This window comes from Laspinema olomoucense D3b (assembly GCF_025370785.1).
Lineage (GTDB): Bacteria > Cyanobacteriota > Cyanobacteriia > Cyanobacteriales > Laspinemataceae > Laspinema > Laspinema olomoucense.
Genome location: NZ_JAMXFA010000014.1, coordinates 1 through 16,498, shown reverse-complemented (window position 1 = coordinate 16,498; position 16,498 = coordinate 1). Strand labels below are relative to the sequence as shown.

The following is a 16,498-nucleotide window of genomic DNA, read 5'->3' as shown; positions in this document are numbered from 1 at the left end:
AGCAACCGTCCCACTCTCACAAGCCTTGGTCACGATTCCTGCCCCTCTTTCACCGCCGAAAATTCTTGCTCTAATTCTCGATATTTCGGTACATCAATGATTTGTTCAAACTCCTGAAAATTCACTAAATTATCAAACCCTGTCGTGGTTTGATGTTGTCTTAAATACTGGAAACAGTCCTCGATCGCCTTCGTTGCTGCAAACAATCCCGATAACGCATACACGGCGATTTTATACCCCAATGTCTCTAACTCCTGCGCCGATAACACCGGCGTTTTTCCGCCTTCTATGGCATTGGCAAACAACGGTACATCCGGAAAGGCTGCGGCAATTTCTTGTAACTCCTGTACCGACTGCGGGGCCTCGATAAATACAATATCTGCACCGGCTTCATAATAGGCTCGACCCCGGCGAATGGCTTCGGGTAAGCCTAACGGTGCTCTAGCATCGGTGCGTCCGACAATCACCAATCCACTCTCACCTCGTGCTTGGACTGCGGCGCGAATTTTTTGTATATGTTCTTCGGCGGAAATTACCCGTTTCCCTTGGAAGTGACCGCACTTTTTCGGCCATTCTTGGTCTTCTAAAATCACGCCCGCAATTCCCTGCTGTAGGGCATCGGTGACAGTGCGGATGACATTCAGGGGGTTACCATAGCCGGTATCAATATCGGCAACTACGGGAATTTTGACTGATTGTGCGATGCGGCCTACACTATATAGCATTTCCGTGGCGGTGAGGAAGCCATAATCGGGTCGTCCCAGGGTGGAGGCGGAGATGCCGAATCCACTGGTGAAGACCATTTCAAAACCGGCGCGTTCGGCGAGTTGGGCGCTAATACAATCATAAATCCCCGGAACAACGAGCATTCCAGGGCGTTTCAGGAGTTCTCGGAGCGTGTGAGTTGAGTTCATGAATTCGACTGGCGATCGCAAACAACATGAACCCTATTTTAAACGCTGAGAGCCTCCGATAAATAATCCGCTGCCGCCTCCACGATCGCGATCGCATTTTCATAAACCATCCGCGTCGGTCCGAGAACTCCCACACTCCCCACAGGTACTCTTCCCCGATGATAAGTTGCCGAAACCAGAGTACAGGTTCTAATCGGTTCTAGGGGATTTTCTGCCCCAATTCGCACTTGCACCCGCCGTCCCGAACCTTCCGGTGCAGGCGGTTCAAAAATCAACGGCAGGAGTTGGTCCTGTTCTTCTTCCAAGAGTTGAATCAGGGTCTGGACTTGGGTCAATTCACAAAATTCCGGTTGTCTTAATACTTCTGAAACTCCACTAATCAAAATTTGAGTTTTGCCTGGGGTTTGAGCACGGAGGGCTAAATCTTGTAACCAATGGCTCAAAACTTCCGCATACTGCTCAAATTCTCGGCCTAATTCACTCCAATCCAGGGCGGATAATTGGGCGAGGGTTTGGCCGCGTAGATGGTGATTGAGGAAATTGGAGAGGATTTGCAACTCGCGATCGACCACTTCCGCATCGGCGAGGGAGTCCTCTGGGGACTCGGGAAGTTCCATAACGGCAGATTGGGTTTGATAGTTATCAATCACTACCACAATCATGATTTTGCGCGGTTCAATCTGAATTAACTGCAAATGCCTCAGACAAGCGGTGTGAGTCTGAGGCATTGTAATTAAGGCGATATATCCGCTGAGGGCCGCCAAGATTTGAGAAGCCCCGCGCAACACCGCTTCAAAGGCCCAATTTTCTAACTTTAGGCGATCGCTCAGGGCCTGTTCCACTTGTCGCGAGATGCCATCGTCCGGTTTAATTAGCTTATCCACATAAATGCGATAGCCCGAATCCGAAGGGATGCGACCTGCGGAGGTATGGGGTTGATAGAGGAGTCCGGCTTTTTCTAACCACCCCATTGCATTGCGAATGGTGGCGGGACTGACACTTAAATTATATTCATCCACCAAGGTTTTAGAGCCTACAGGTTCGGCAGTGGCGATATAGTGCCGGACAGTCGCCCATAAAACATATTGTTGTCGTTCGTTAAGGTTCATTTGCACAAATTATGGGAGCCAAAGCCAAATGTAATCGGTTTTAAAAACTAAGCGGTTATCAATTGAAAAGGGAGTTGTGGAAATCAGCCCTAGGGTGAACTGCGACCATTGTTGGGACCCCTCAGAGGAATCCGGACTAGGTAGAATATAGCAACGGTTACCCTGAAATTCTGCTGCTGTGGTTACAGGTTGGGAGAAGGTTCATCCTAATTTGTGGACGGATTTCCATCAGGTTTAGATTCTATTTTAGTTAAAAAAGGTACGGGATGGGGGTTAGGGACCCTGGAATAGGCGGGTCCCGCAGAGGCAGGGTAGCCTTTAGTATAGAGCGGTAGTCGCCTTATCCCGGAAAGTTCAAGTGCGATCGCCCCGGGGACTGGGCCCAGACTGCACCGGAGGGCTTTGGGATTAAGGCAATTCTACCGAAGTGGGTTTAGCAATGTGAGGCAGACCCCAGCCGAGTTTTTCTCGGAGAACATGGAAAAATTCCGGGGGATTCACCCGGATAAATTTAGCCGAGTAGGGCGATCGATGGACTCGCACCTGGTCCTCGGGTAACACATAGCACCCGGCATTCCCATCCACCACCATCACCAAACGATTGGTATTAGCGGGAAAAATTGTCACAGGTTCAGTATTGGCAAACACCAAAGCCCGAGACGCGAGAGAATGGGGACAAATCGGCACCAGTTGCAACACCGGGACATCTGGGGTAATCACCGGACCCCCAGCCGAGAGACCATAAGCCGTCGAACCCGTGGGGGTAGAAATAATCACCCCATCTGCCGCAATATCCACCGGCGCATGACGTCCCACTTGAATTTCAAAATGACACATACAGGTGAGGGGTTCCCGGTGGAGGACCATTTCATTCAGGCAAAGCGCCTCCCAGACGACAATATCATCTCGGATCGCCTGCACCGTGACCATAGTCCGTTCTTCGATTTGATAGTTCCCCGCTAACACCTGTTCGATCGCTTCGGGAAGTTGGTTGAGGTAGGTTTCCGTCAGAAACCCCATGTGGCCCGTATTGACCGTTAACAAGGGAATGCCGCTGCTTGCCACCTGCCGAAATGCGGACAGCACAGTGCCATCGCCTCCCAACACCACCGCGAAAGACATTTCAGCGTTAAATCCAGGAGGGGTGAGCTGTTCGACGCTGGTATGACAGACGGGCTTATCTGGGTCAGAATAGCCCAAAATGCCCCCCATGCCGGTGGCGAGAGCAACTTCCCAACCCAACCCAATTAGCTTGTCTCTCCATTCTTCAGCAGCACGACAAGCTACGGGTTTAATATCGTTGTAAATAATGCCAGCTTTCGGCACCGCGCTCAAGTCCTGCTAGTGGTTAATTGATTGCCAGAGTTAGGGATGGAATAACATTCCCGGTGACTCACCGCGAATGCACTGGGCGGATGAATGGCATCTGTGATGCCAAATAGCCCTGTGAAACTAGAGTCTGAACAAAGCTATGCCATTTGTCAAGAGCCTTGAGGGCGATCGCCCTCCACAGGCTACCTCCTTTGACTGAGCTAACCCCACAGCAGGGGTTAAAATGGGACTCTTCGTTTGGACTGCTTCTTGGTTTTGCTCTGTTCGTAATCTAATTCTTTCAACTTCTTTAAAATTCGGCTGAAATACTCTTTCAGGTACAATTCTAGGGTTGTCGTGTCCTTGGGGTCCAATCCAAAGACGGGATACACCTCATCCATATTGGCCGTTAGGGGTTTCTCTGAGGCGAGCACTTCAGCAAATGCCAAGCGATCGGCTACATTCCAACCCCATTGGAAAAATCGCACCACCCGGCGAAATGCCCGCAGAACACCCAACGGCATTCGCGTCACCTTGGCTTTTTCCCCCGAGAGTCGTTCGCACAGTTCGATAATTTCCTGGGGAGTCCAAGGACGAGTCCCCACTACGGGAAAAACAGACTTAGAGGTTTCAGGGACTGACAAGGCCCGCACCGCAAATTTAGCAATGTCCTGGGTATCCATATAGGCGATCGGAGCAGTCTGGTTAGTCACCCACACCGCTTGATTGTCCAAAATGGGGATAGCGTATTGGGAGATCAACCCTTGCAGGAAGCCCGCTAATTGCAGGATGGTGTAATCTAATCCCGATTCAGCTAAATAGACTTCTGTACAGCGTTTGATTTCCATTAAGGGGACTTCTGGATACTGGTCCGCATCCAGAATAGAAAAAAAGATATACCGTTCGACCCCGGCTTTTTTGGCGGCTTGAATGAGTGCCACCTTACCTTCCCAGTCTACTTGTTTGATGCTCAAAGAATCCGTGGGACGATTCGTCGCTGCATCAATAATCGCCGTTACCCCTTCTAGGGCAACGGGCAAGGTTTGTGGATCACATAAGTCTGCACGGACCAACTCAGCGCCCCATTCTTTTAAAAAGGCCGCTCTTTTGAAACTGCGTACTAAACAACGTACCTGGTATCCCTCGTCTAAGGCGCGACGGGCAACCTGTCTGCCTAGGGTACCAGTGGCACCGACAACCAATAAGCTCATCCAGGATTGTTTGACGAAATTTTAACTTTTATGAAATTTTATCAGAGATTCCTGAGATTTCTTTGGGAAATTCGTTACAAATCTGAACAATTTTGAGGCATTGCGCTAAAAAACTTAAAGAATCGAGGGCAGTCGGGTCCTGACCCACCTAAAAATGGAGCCATCTCCTGCCTCCTTCCGTTCTCAGGAGACGAGGACCTAGGACTTGGTACTGGATTAGATCAGCTAGGACAAGAAACCCGGTTTCTTAACCGAATCTGTTGCTAATTGCCAATATTTGGCTTAAGAAACCCGGTTTCTAACCCTTACTGTACCCCCGGACTAGGGTCCCAACGCGGAAGCAAAATCAACCCCCAGTTTGTTGACATAACTACGCAGATGGGTTAAAGGTTGAACGATAACAAGGCGGAATATTTCTCTATAAGCCCAGCTTGACCCGCCAAAGGCAGTATAGTCACCTCTTGAAGACTCAAATTCCCCATCCCACTCCCTCTAACTGACTGCACTTATGAAGAAACGCTGGATTTCACTCATCATCCTATTTCTACTGGCTGTGCCGATCGCCGCAGTCGCCCAAGAAGCTGAAAAGGCTGCACCCACTGGCTTCCTCGCCACCGTGGATGCCGTCTTTACTCAACTGGTGAACTGGATGTCTGCCGTCCTATTTTTCGATTTTGGGTTGGGCGTCCCTCTGATTGTTTTATGGTTGATTGGCGGGGCAATTTTTTTCACCATTCGCATGGGCTTTATCAACTTCCGTGGCTTCAAACACGCCATTTTTGTCGTCCAAGGTCACTATGATGACCCTGCCGAAACCGGAGAAGTTAGCCATTTCCAAGCCCTAGCTGCCGCCCTATCGGCCACGGTGGGACTCGGAAATATTGCCGGGGTGGCGATCGCCATTTCCGTGGGGGGACCCGGGGCCATGTTCTGGATGACCGTTGCCGCCTTATTCGGTATGACGAGCAAGTTTGTCGAATGCACCCTAGGCCAAAAATATCGGGTGGTCTTGCCCGATGGTCGGGTTGCCGGTGGGCCCATGTACTATCTCTCTCGGGGTTTGGCCGAAAAAGGCATGGGTCAATTTGGCAATATCATGGCGAGTTTGTTTGCCATCCTCTGTATAGGGGCGGCCTTCGGTGGGGGCAATATGTTCCAAGCGAACCAATCCTTTGCCGCCATTGCTGGCTTATTCCCGGCTCTACCCAACTGGCTGTACGGAATCGCTCTCGCCTTCCTGGTTGGCTTAGTGATTATTGGTGGCATTCAGCGCATCGGCAACGTTGCCGGGGCACTCGTCCCCGCCATGTGTCTCCTTTACGTTGCCGCATCTTTGTGGATTATTCTGATGAATGCGTCTCAGATTCCGAGCGCCTTTGCCCAAATTTTTACCGAAGCTTTTGTCCCCCGAGCAGTTGAAGGGGGATTTATTGGCGTAGTGGTCCAGGGATTCCGGCGAGCGGCATTTTCCAATGAAGCGGGGGTGGGTTCAGCAGCGATCGCCCATGCTGCCGCCCGAACTGAAGAACCCATCCGGGAAGGCATTGTGGCCCTCCTCGAACCCTTTATCGATACAGTGATTATCTGTAACATGACTGCCTTAGTCGTGATTATCACCGGACAATATGCCAACCCCAATATCACTCATGGGGTAGAAACCACCGCTGCCGCATTTGGTTCGGTGATTAGTTGGTTCCCCGTCCTTCTCACCTTGGCGGTCTTTCTGTTTGCCTTCTCCACCATGATTTCCTGGAGTTACTACGGTGAACGCGCCTGGACCTACTTGTTTGGCGAAAGCACCTTGATTGTCTACCGAGTGATTTATGTCCTTTGCGTCTTCTTCGGGAGCGTCATCAACCTCGGTGCCATCCTCGATTTCGCCGATATGATGTTCTTTGCAATGTCCTTTCCCAATTTGGTGGGCGGGTTCCTGCTGGCGGACAAAGTTCGGGCCGATCTCGACAGTTATATGCTTCGTCTCAACAGTGGCGAAATGTCCGTTTATAAGTAGTCTGCGCTGGGACTAATAGATCGGGCTGGGGGGAGGTTTACCACCAAGGTATCGACTCTTCCTCTCCCCAATCCCTCACTCAAATGCGATCGCAACCGTTACTTCTGTTTGAGAACAATTAAGGTGAGATCATCATAAATCTTCTGCTTGCCAATATGTCGCCGAACATCCTCAATCACGCCTTGACAAATCTCCCTGGCGTTGCCCTGTAAATGATGCCGAATTGATTCAATTATGGGCTCAAGGCCATACTGGACCAAATTGCTATTTACCGCCTCGGTAATTCCATCGGTGTACAACACCACGACATCCCCGGAATTCAGATGAATCTCCGTGGTTCTCACAAAATCCGAAATCTCATCGATTAGCCCAATCGGAAATCCTAAATCAACAGTATCAATGCACTCTACGGTCCCATCAGAACGCACAACGATCGCCTCTTCATGCTGCCCACTCAAAGTTAATTTTCCTGCGCAATAATCCAGCAGCATAAGGGTCATATTTTTATCAGAATTCATCCGTTGCACGTTTTTATAAATCGTGCGGTTGATCACCTCTAAAAATTGCACCGGGTCAGTAAAATCCCCTTCCAGTAAGGTCCGCACCGCCGTTTGGGCCATCATCATCACCACCCCACTTTGCAACCCATGTCCCGTCACATCCCCCAGGGCGATTTTGATGCGTGAAGCGGAGCTATCGCCGTCAGGCGAATCGCCACTTTTGAGGACATCATAGTAATCCCCTCCCACTTCCTCTGCCGGTTCCATAAATCCCGCAATGTCTAACCCGGCGATCGCATCCAGTTCCTCTTGGTTCGGCAACAGCATTTTTTGCAATCGCTGGGTCACCTCTAACTCAGCCCCCATCCGAATATTTTCCGCTTTTAACCGCTCATTCAGCATGGTAATTTCTGCATTGGCATTGGCTAATTGGGCGGTCCGGTCCTTGACTTTTTCTTCCAAAGTTTGATACAACCGGGCATTTTCAATGGAAATTGCCACCTGACGCGATAACAACTGTAACACTTCCACTCGTTCCGGGGTAAAGGCTCCCGTGGTGCTATTGTTTTCCAAATAAACAATGCTGACTAGCTTCCCTCTATCAATCAGGGGTACGCACAGAATTGACTTGGGTTGAGCCTGTTGGATATAAGAATCACTGGTAAAATTGCCGCTGCGCGTGGCATCATTTAAAACCACGGTTTCTTGAGTTCGCGCTACATAATTGACTATTGATTCGGAAAGGGTTTGACAGTTGGCTACGGGAATTGATTGCAACACCGTGACCCGCTCATCTTCTATTCCTCCGGCTGCTTCGATGAGTAATTGACTCTGAATTGATAAAATTAAGTAGCCCCGTTGGGCACCAGCGTTTTCGATGAGAATATTCATCAAGCTAGAGAGTAATTTTTCCAGCAAAACTTCCCCAGAAATCGCTTGAGATGCTTTCATTACTGTGGCAATATCGAGGTTATGATTAGAACCTGTGTTAGTTATGGCTGGGTTCGGTTGACGGGTTGTGTTCCCCCGTTCCCCTGCGGTAAAAAACTGGCTATATCGCTTTTCTAAATCCTTGACTTTGGCTGTAGCACCCCAGATTTGATAAGCGTAGCGAGCTTCCTGGATGTAGCCTTTAGCGGTCAATTCTTTCCGTCTGGAGAGATAGAATTTGCCCGCGAGTTCATAGGCGATCGCCGCTTCGTGAAGATATTCGTTTTCTTGAGCCAGGTTAATGGCTTGATCGTAATACTCCATTGCCTTGGCATCTTTACCTTGTACCCGGCAAAGTTCCGCTTCCACCAGCCAATATTTGTGGGAATTATTTTGCGGAGCATGATGCATCCATTTTTTGATTTTTTTCTGGTTGCGGGATACCTTTCGGATTATGACTTTTTGCTGAGTTGGAGAAGCATCGTTTGCCTCCAATAAATGTGCTAGGGAATCATAGAAATAAAAATGAGCCACAAAAAGACTGCCTGTCATTCCGTCCAGATATTGCTCGGATAATTTAGCGTAAGCTACTGCATCCTCTGCTTCCCTAAATAAATAAGCCAGGAACAACTTTATAACGAAGAAATCCGAAAGAGCAGACTTGTCATTTCGGCTTTGCATCACCGAAAGCATCACCTGTTCATCAAAACTTGGACCGCTTAAAGCACAAGGATTCTCTCCCTCGTTAAGTAAGTTGAGGACGCTTTGATGGAATAAGGATTGTGCAAGCCGGTTTCTTTCTTGCCCCATTTGCTCCATGACTTGAATATAGGTGACCATTTCTGATTCTAGTTGCACCAATTCAGACCCACTCAGGAAACCATAGGCGCAGTATTGGAGAGCTGAATAGGTCGCAAATTCCAAATCTCCCGTTTCTAGCCCCACTGCATAAGCTTGCCGCAGGGGGTTCAATACTTCTTTTACGGGCTTTATCCAGTGCTGAATAAAATGATAAATGATAAACAAAGTCCGGGCTTCAACTTCGCGGGCATTCAGTTTATAAAGTAATTGAATTGCAAGCTGTCCGAATTGAAAACCCCCCTGAAAATCCTCAGAAATGCTACAGAGAATCAATCCATAAAAACTATAGGCATAAGCCGATTCTGAAGTATTGCCCCATTTAAGGGATAAATTGACCTGTTTAAACACAATCAGGGGTAGCAGCAAAGGTGTACTTACATAGGCAGCCGATGCAATTTTAGCCAAGATCCGCATTGCGGCTTGAGAAGAAGGGTCTGTCATGGTTGGGAAGTCAATCAAGCTGGCGATTTCTCGCGTTCCGATAGTCAACTTAGTTCCTAGTAGTCCCCACAAAACATCGAGTTGACTTGCCTGCTTAGGCAACTTGATTCCTAGCAAATTAAGCACTTCTAAGCCAATGGCGATCGCGTCCTCAAGGAGGCCTTGACCGTTATAAGCCTGAATTTTTACTTCATATACTTTTACTTTGTCAAGTACCGTGTGAGCTTGTGATAACACCGTGGTAACAAATTGATCTATCAGTGCAAAGTCAGCATTGAGATAGGTGACTTCGGCAGATTCTTCATACAGGGAAAGGGTGAGAGGGTAATGCTCCTGCCAGCTATTCGGGGGTAACAGTTCTATACCCATTTGCAAATACTTCCAAGCGGGTTGATAGGCTGTGGAGAGTTTCGCTTTTTTCCCGGCTATTAAATTTAATTGGGCCAGTTCGGGGTGGGCAGAATTCTGCGCAATTAATCCCCGGCCCAAATTAAGTTGATTGACAATATCAAAAATTTTTTCTTCTCGCTTATCCTCCGGCGTATTTTCTAGCATAATTTGCCCAATCTTTTGATGAAAATCTGACTTTTGCGAGTCTTCAATCAAAAAATAGGCAGCTTGCTGAACCCGGTCATGAACAAATTTGTAGGGTAAAGATTGAACCCATTTTCCCCCTAAGCCCACAAACAAAAATTCTGCCTCAGCCACCACTAAGGCGACATCTCCCATATTGCATAAAGGATTTAATAAATTTTCGGCAACGGCTGGGGAGAGAGTGTTAATGATTTGGGCAGAATTTTGGTGAATAATTACTTCTAAAGTTTTTAAATCAAACTCATTCCCAATGCAAGCGGCAATTTTTAACAATTCTTGGGTCGGTGCTGGCAGTTTTTGGATTTTACCGACCATCAGTTCCACCACATTATCTGTAAAATCCTGGGATTGAATTTGCTCTAAATTCCACTGCCAACTTAGGGTTTTAACGTCAAATTCTAACAATCCTTCGGTGTAGAGGGATTTGAGAAATTCGTTCATAAAAAAGGCATTCCCGCCAGTTTTGGCCTGGACTAACTCGGCGAGGGGGGTGACCATTTGAATGTCAGCGTTGAGGGTATCTGCAATCAATTGGGCAATGGTTTTCAAGTTCAATGGGGTCAGAAAAATGTGCCGGACGATCGCCCCAGTTGTGGCAATTTCATCTAAGGTTAACATCAAGGGATGGGCGGCAGAAACTTCATTGTCTCGATAGGCCCCGATTAAAAATAATCCGGGCGATCGCCCCGCCATCAACAATTGCATCAGCTTTAAAGATGCCCCATCCGCCCATTGCAAATCATCAATAAATAAGGCTAAGGGATGTTGCGGTTCGGTAAACACTTTAATAAAATTTTGAAATACTAAATTAAAGCGATTTTGCGACTCGTTAGGTCCAAGTTCGGGAACCTCCGGTTGTTGTCCAATGATTAATTCAATTTCCGGAATCACCTCAATAATCACGCGGCCATTCACTCCCACTGCGGCTAAGAGGTTCTCTCGCCACTGGTTGAGCTGGGCTTCACTTTCCGTTAGCAGTTGTTTCACTAACCCCTGAAAGGCATTTACAAGGCCACTATAGGGAATATCTCGCTGATATTGGTCAAATTTTCCGGCAATAAAATAACCCCGCTTTTCCGTAATCGGTTTATAGAGTTCCTGCACTAAAGCTGACTTACCAATTCCCGAATATCCGGCAATCAGCATCAGTTGACTTTGGATGCTACTTTCTGCAAAGGCTGATAATAAACACTGGATTTCTGCCTCTCGGCCATAGAGCTTTTGCGGGAGGTGAAATTTATCAGAAATATCGTATCGACCTAGGGGAAAATTTAATATGCTGTTGGCATTATGTTGACGCAGACATTCCTCTAAATCCGCTTTTAATCCATAAGCATTCTGATAGCGGTCTTCCGCCGTTTTCGCCATCAGTTTGAGGATGATTTCCGAAAGAACTGTGGGAATATTTGTATCAAGATCCGCCGGAGGGACCGGCTGTTTAGCAATGTGACAGTGGACTAATTCTAGGGGGTCGGTAGTCTCAAAGGGTAGTCGGTGAGTCAGCAGTTCATAGAAGGTCACCCCTAGGGAATAAAAGTCACTGCGGTAGTCAATGCAGCGGTTCATCCGCCCAGTTTGTTGGGGGGAGAGATAAGGGAGAGTGCCTTCTAGGATGTTGGGATTTTTCAGGGTAGTATTTTCTCGCGTTAGTTGAGTAGAGATGCCAAAGTCAATGATTTTGACTTGTCCGGTGGTGGGATTAAAAACAATATTGCTTGGGTTAATATCTTTGTGGATAATATTCGCCTCGTGAATGTGTCCTAATCCTTCAGCGATGGCGATCGCCAGATGCAGAAATTCCTCTAAGTTAAAGGTGCGCTCACTGAGCCAATGCTTTAGGGATTCTCCCCCAAAGTCCTCCACAAACATGACTAGGGTATTTTGATATTTCTGCAAGTCATAAACCTTGATCACCCCCGGCACATTCAGGGATTGGGTAATCTGATATTCGGTGCGATAGCGAGCGAGTTCTTGGGGTGTGGGATAATTTTCTTTGAGGACTTTTAAGATAATCGGTAGAGAATCTGCATCCCAGATGCCGCGATAGACAATGGAATTGGCACTTTGATAGATCTGAGTTTGAATGGTAACACCAGCAAGAGTCAGCATAATTAGAATAGGGGTTGGTAAACAATCAAGTTGGGTGGGATTAAGCGATGCTTCGCTGAACCTGATGAATATCGTAAGAGTCTCAACTCAGCAGGGGTCATGTTTTTAAACTATTGTAGCAATATTCAGTGGAGTGGAGTGGGGCGACAAACTGGCTTACGAGTTAGCCGAGAGTGAGGCAGCTTAGGGCAATTATCCCAACTCCATCCCTGGCTGAAATTAGTTCACAGAGCTAGGTTCACTTGTCGGGATGTGGGGGTCAATCTGTAAATCGGACTGGCACTAAAGCACCACCCTCTAAAAAATTGATAGTTTAAGTTTAACTTATAGGTAATCCGGTTGGGAAAGTTCGGTTATAATATCTGAAAAAATTAAAGAAAAAAAAGACCCGTACATGGGCGAGTCTGGGCTGGACCTCAAGTCGCCAAAAGGGGGGTTAACTCTTATTTAATTTTTATAGATACGAGGGATTATACCTTTAGGGATTTGTCAACCCCAAAACTGGGGGACTTCACTGCTATTCACAGTTATTTAATCCCCCCAGTTTAGGTTCGATAGGTGAATTGAGTGAGTGAGACTTTTGCCAAAAAAGTTGGAACTCTTGAAGATAAACTTATTTTAATTTTCGAGGCGCACACCGATCGCATAGAAGCGATAAAGTTGCTCTGCCTCTAGGGATAAAAGCTGAAAATATTCCGCTTTATTCTCCCGAGTTACAACCAGCCGATCGGTTATGGAAATTGGGGAATGAGCCATTAGTCAATACTTATTAGACCTCTTGCAAAAAAAGGATTGATCCCCCTGTCCCCCCTTTAAAACGCCAATCGGCTTTAAAGAATTTGGCAAGAAGTCTATTGTGAAACCTTAGACGACTTGGAAAAAGTCTTAGGTGATTGCTGCGGTTTTGTCCCAAACAATATGCCAACCGAAATCAGGAATTTGACCACTTATCACGGATTAACATCTTGAGGATTTGTTGCCGACTGTTATCAACGGGATTGTGTATCATTTTGGCAAGATCTCCCAGCCCGAGAATCTGTAAATGCCGCACATCCCTCGCTATACCTACTGGCTTTCCATCTTGCTCCCTTGGCTCTCTTTAGACAGGCTTGTATCTGGCTCACATAAGAGGGTCAGGGTTATCCTCTCCGCCTGCGGGTAGATGTGAAGGAAGAACCAAAAGGGATTGATTGGTAGCAAACCCGATGGCCCCATTGTGGTCACCTTGTCCGGGGGAACACGATGGGGCCGATCGCCGGGTTTATCCCTCTTCCCCCGCATGATAGGAACTGCGGACCAGGGGACCCGATCGCACATGAGAAAACCCCATATCCCGAGCGAGGGCCCCTAACTCCTCAAACTCCTCCGGCGTCCAATACTTTTGCACCGGCAAATGTTCTAACGAGGGCCGCATATACTGCCCCAAAGTCAGGCGATCGCAATCCACCACCCTCAACTCTGCCATTGCCTCAATAATCTCATCCTGGGTTTCCCCATGTCCCAACATCAAACCCGACTTTGTAGGAATCCTGGAATCCAGTTCCTTGACTATCCTCAACACCGCCAAAGAGCGCTCAAACTTGGCCCCTCGACGCACCCGCCCTTGTAACCGTCGCACTGTCTCAATATTATGGTTATAACAAGCCGGTTTTGCCGCCACAACCGTTGCAATTCTCTCCCGTTGCAACCGTTCCAACTGAGCCCCCTGTCCCCCCCAGAAATCTGCCGTGAGCACCTCTATTTGAGTTTCTGGAGTGCGATCGCGAATTGCATTCATCGTTGCCACAAACCATCCCGCACCGCCATCGGCCAAATCATCTCGCGCCACCGAAGTCAGCACCACATACCGCAACCCCAACAACTGCACCGCCTCCGCCACCTTTTGCGGTTCCTGGGGGTCCAACGGCATCGGCGCATGACCCTTATCCACCTGACAGAAACCACAAGAGCGGGTACAAGTCGGACCCATCAATAAAAACGTAGCCGTCTTATTCCCATAACATTCCCCCCGATTCGGACAGCGGCCCTCTTCACAAATCGTATGGATCTGCCGCTGCTTGATAATCCGTTGCACCTCGGACAACTCACTCGCCTTGCCAATGCCTCGGCGTCGCAACCAGTCCGGCATCGCCTCAATTTCATTCCGCAACGGAGTTGCAGCAGTCGGATTCGTGGGGTTACTTTGAGCAGACATGGCGTTAAAAGGGTGAAGGGGGGTAAAACTGCTCCATTCCAGTCCCGGACTGAAGCGGTGCGAACCTATTCTACTCTAAGCCTTTGCCCCTTGATCTGTAACCCGAGACACTCTCTGGGGAGGGAATTGCAATCATGATGAGGTTAGCACAGACCGGGTTTGTGTAAAAAGAACCAAGAGGGAGATCAACCCGGTCCCAAAGCCCAATACAATCAAGAAAGCTGTCATTTTTGGGATCTGCCTGGACCACCGTCTAGTTTTGGCGGGGGTGCATCAGCATCCCAGGGGCTGGCATAATGAAAAAACTCTCTTGTTAGAATTACAGCTTTCACTCACCCCCAGAGGAGTCAGTCGTGGCAAGTCACAAGATCCTAGTTATCGATGATAGTGCAGTGATCCGGCGCATGGTCAGAGATATGCTGCCTGCCGGTAACTTTGAAGTATTAGAAGCAAAAGACGGCGAACAAGGACTCAAACAGATCCGTGAAGAACGCCCGAACCTGATTATGTTGGACTTCCTATTGCCAAAGGTCAGCGGTTGGGAGGTGTTTCAGCAGTTGGATAAGATCTCCAAAACTGAAGGAAAGATGACTCCACTCGTTTTGATGTCAGGACGCAAGGAGGAAGTTGCGGAAAAAATTGCCGAACCGTTTGAGTATTTTGAGTTTATCGAAAAGCCATTTGAGAAGAAATCCCTGATTGAAGCGATTAAAACTTCCATGGCGAAGGCCAAAAAATGGCACCCGGAAGGTGCTCCAGTACCTCAACCCGCCCCTGGGGGAGCCGGTGGCGGAGCCAGTGCTGCGGAAATTCAGGCCCTCAAACAGCAGATCGTTAAGATGCAGGCTGAAATTAATGCTTTAAAGAAACAGATGACTCAAGTGGTGACCCTGATCAAAACCAAGTTGAAGTAGTCCCTAGGCCCAGGGATGGCGTTAATAAACTCACGGATATCCCACCGTCTTGTTTCTGTCTGACCTGACGGGGAATTGCTGTGGGTTGAATCCGGGGTTTGATGACCCCAGGACCTCTGTGGAGAGATTTGCTCAGGCGATCGCTCTGTTTCCGGTGCGCTCGCTCTTATTGCCGATCTCGTCCCTGTGGTCCAGAATTCTTATGTCTGAACTTTTAACAGAGAGTTGACCGAAATGGCTATTGAGTCCCACTTTGCCGATCGCCTCCGGGAAGGAGCACGGCGCTCACTAGAGTTGATCGACCGCTTTTCAAGCGCGCGAGTCCTCGTGATTGGCGATTTGACCTTGGATGAATTTCTCACGGGTCAGGTGGAGCGTATTTCCCGAGAAGCACCCGTGTTAATTCTGCGCCATGAAAGCACCCGTCAAGTCCCCGGAGGGGGAGCGAATGCGGTTTACAATCTGGCAAAAATGGGGGCTAACGTTAAAGTCGCGGGTTTAGTTGGCCAAGATGAACAAGGAAAAGCCCTGTGCAGTATTTTTGCAGCAGCAGGAATCGATACTGGGGGAATTTTCATCGATCGCGATCGGCCCACGGTCACCAAAACCCGGATTTCCGGCCATGCGCGTCAGTCGGTGACTCAGCAGGTTGTCCGAGTCGATCGCAAATCCGATGAGTTACCCAGCTTAGACTTACAGCAACAACTCGCCGACTACATCCGCGCTCAACTCCCCACAGTGGATGCCGTCGTCTGTTCCGACTATGGCGATGGCGTCCTAACTCCCCTAGTGATTGAAGCGGCATTAGGACATGGACTGACCGTAGTCGATGCTCAAACGGCTCTCCATCGCTATGCCGGTGCCACAATCTTTACCCCCAATGTCCCCGAAGCCGAGCAAGCGGTGGGATACGCCATTACTACCCCCCCATCCGTCACCCAAGCTTCACAGGACCTGCTGACCCTCACCCAGGCACAACAAATGCTAATTACCCGAGGGGATGAAGGCATGACATTATGCGATCGCGCCGGGATGGAACATCACATTCCCCCGTTCAATCGCACCGATGTCTTTGACGTAACAGGTGCCGGGGATACGGTGGTCTCTGCACTCACCCTAGGACTCTGTGCCGGGGGTTCCTACTGGGAGGCAGCCGTTCTCGGCAATTTGGCCGCCAGTATTGTCGTCCGGCAATTTGGCACCGCCACCACCACTCAAGGGGAAATGAAGGAGGCCTTAGCCTTACTCTTGAGTGAGGAGACTGTTTGACGCCTCTTGGATAGCTGGGAAGGTGGGGAAGGTGGGGAGGATGGGGAAGGTGGGGAAGGTGGGGAAGGTGGGGAGGATGGGGAGGATGGGGAAGGTGGGGAAGATTATTCTTCCCAATCTCCCCCCGGGC

General features: G+C 48.8%; 10 protein-coding genes. 3 read left to right on the top strand and 7 right to left on the bottom strand.

What is annotated here, in order from left to right:
- Positions 1-29: 29 nt before the first annotated feature.
- The 4 genes from NG792_RS12105 to NG792_RS12090 all read right to left on the bottom strand — a co-directional run bounded on the left by NG792_RS12105 (position 30) and on the right by NG792_RS12090 (position 4,545).
- Positions 30-914, bottom strand: coding sequence for an isocitrate lyase/PEP mutase family protein (locus NG792_RS12105; RefSeq protein ID WP_261235588.1), 885 nt, complete (start codon positions 912-914; stop codon positions 30-32).
- 38 nt (positions 915-952) lie between these two features.
- On the bottom strand, positions 953-2,023 hold the full coding sequence (gene hrcA, locus NG792_RS12100) for a heat-inducible transcriptional repressor HrcA (RefSeq protein WP_261235587.1): 1,071 nt from the start codon (positions 2,021-2,023) through the stop codon (positions 953-955).
- A gap of 408 nt (positions 2,024-2,431) precedes the next feature.
- Positions 2,432-3,349 (bottom strand): NAD(+) kinase, encoded by a 918-nt coding sequence (locus NG792_RS12095; protein ID WP_261200986.1) that lies wholly within the window; start codon positions 3,347-3,349, stop codon positions 2,432-2,434.
- A gap of 224 nt (positions 3,350-3,573) precedes the next feature.
- Positions 3,574-4,545 (bottom strand): SDR family oxidoreductase, encoded by a 972-nt coding sequence (locus NG792_RS12090; RefSeq protein ID WP_261200985.1) that lies wholly within the window; start codon positions 4,543-4,545, stop codon positions 3,574-3,576.
- A gap of 508 nt (positions 4,546-5,053) precedes the next feature.
- Here NG792_RS12090 and NG792_RS12085 point away from each other — a divergent pair.
- Complete coding sequence (locus NG792_RS12085; RefSeq protein ID WP_261235586.1) at positions 5,054-6,556, top strand: alanine/glycine:cation symporter family protein; 1,503 nt, start codon at positions 5,054-5,056, stop codon at positions 6,554-6,556.
- A gap of 98 nt (positions 6,557-6,654) precedes the next feature.
- Here the strand turns inward: NG792_RS12085 and NG792_RS12080 are convergent, their stop codons facing one another.
- From NG792_RS12080 to lipA, 3 genes are all read right to left on the bottom strand, one after another.
- A complete protein-coding gene (locus NG792_RS12080) occupies positions 6,655-11,991 on the bottom strand; it encodes an AAA family ATPase (RefSeq protein WP_261235585.1) in 5,337 nt (1,778 codons plus the stop codon).
- A 618-nt stretch (positions 11,992-12,609) separates the two neighbouring features.
- Positions 12,610-12,747: a hypothetical protein gene (locus NG792_RS12075; RefSeq protein WP_261235584.1), complete on the bottom strand. Its 138-nt coding sequence runs from the start codon at positions 12,745-12,747 to the stop codon at positions 12,610-12,612.
- Between the two features lie 505 nt (positions 12,748-13,252).
- The gene (gene lipA, locus NG792_RS12070; protein ID WP_261235583.1) at positions 13,253-14,185 is read right to left on the bottom strand and encodes a lipoyl synthase; all 933 of its coding nucleotides are present in this window, start codon (positions 14,183-14,185) and stop codon (positions 13,253-13,255) included.
- Positions 14,186-14,538: 353 nt separating this feature from the next.
- On the opposite strand from lipA, the gene NG792_RS12065 reads away from it, so the two are divergent.
- Both NG792_RS12065 and NG792_RS12060 read left to right on the top strand, forming a co-directional pair.
- A complete protein-coding gene (locus tag NG792_RS12065; RefSeq protein WP_261200980.1) occupies positions 14,539-15,099 on the top strand; it encodes a response regulator in 561 nt (186 codons plus the stop codon).
- Between the two features lie 234 nt (positions 15,100-15,333).
- On the top strand, positions 15,334-16,368 hold the full coding sequence (locus NG792_RS12060) for a bifunctional heptose 7-phosphate kinase/heptose 1-phosphate adenyltransferase (protein WP_261235582.1): 1,035 nt from the start codon (positions 15,334-15,336) through the stop codon (positions 16,366-16,368).
- Positions 16,369-16,498 lie beyond the last annotated feature (130 nt).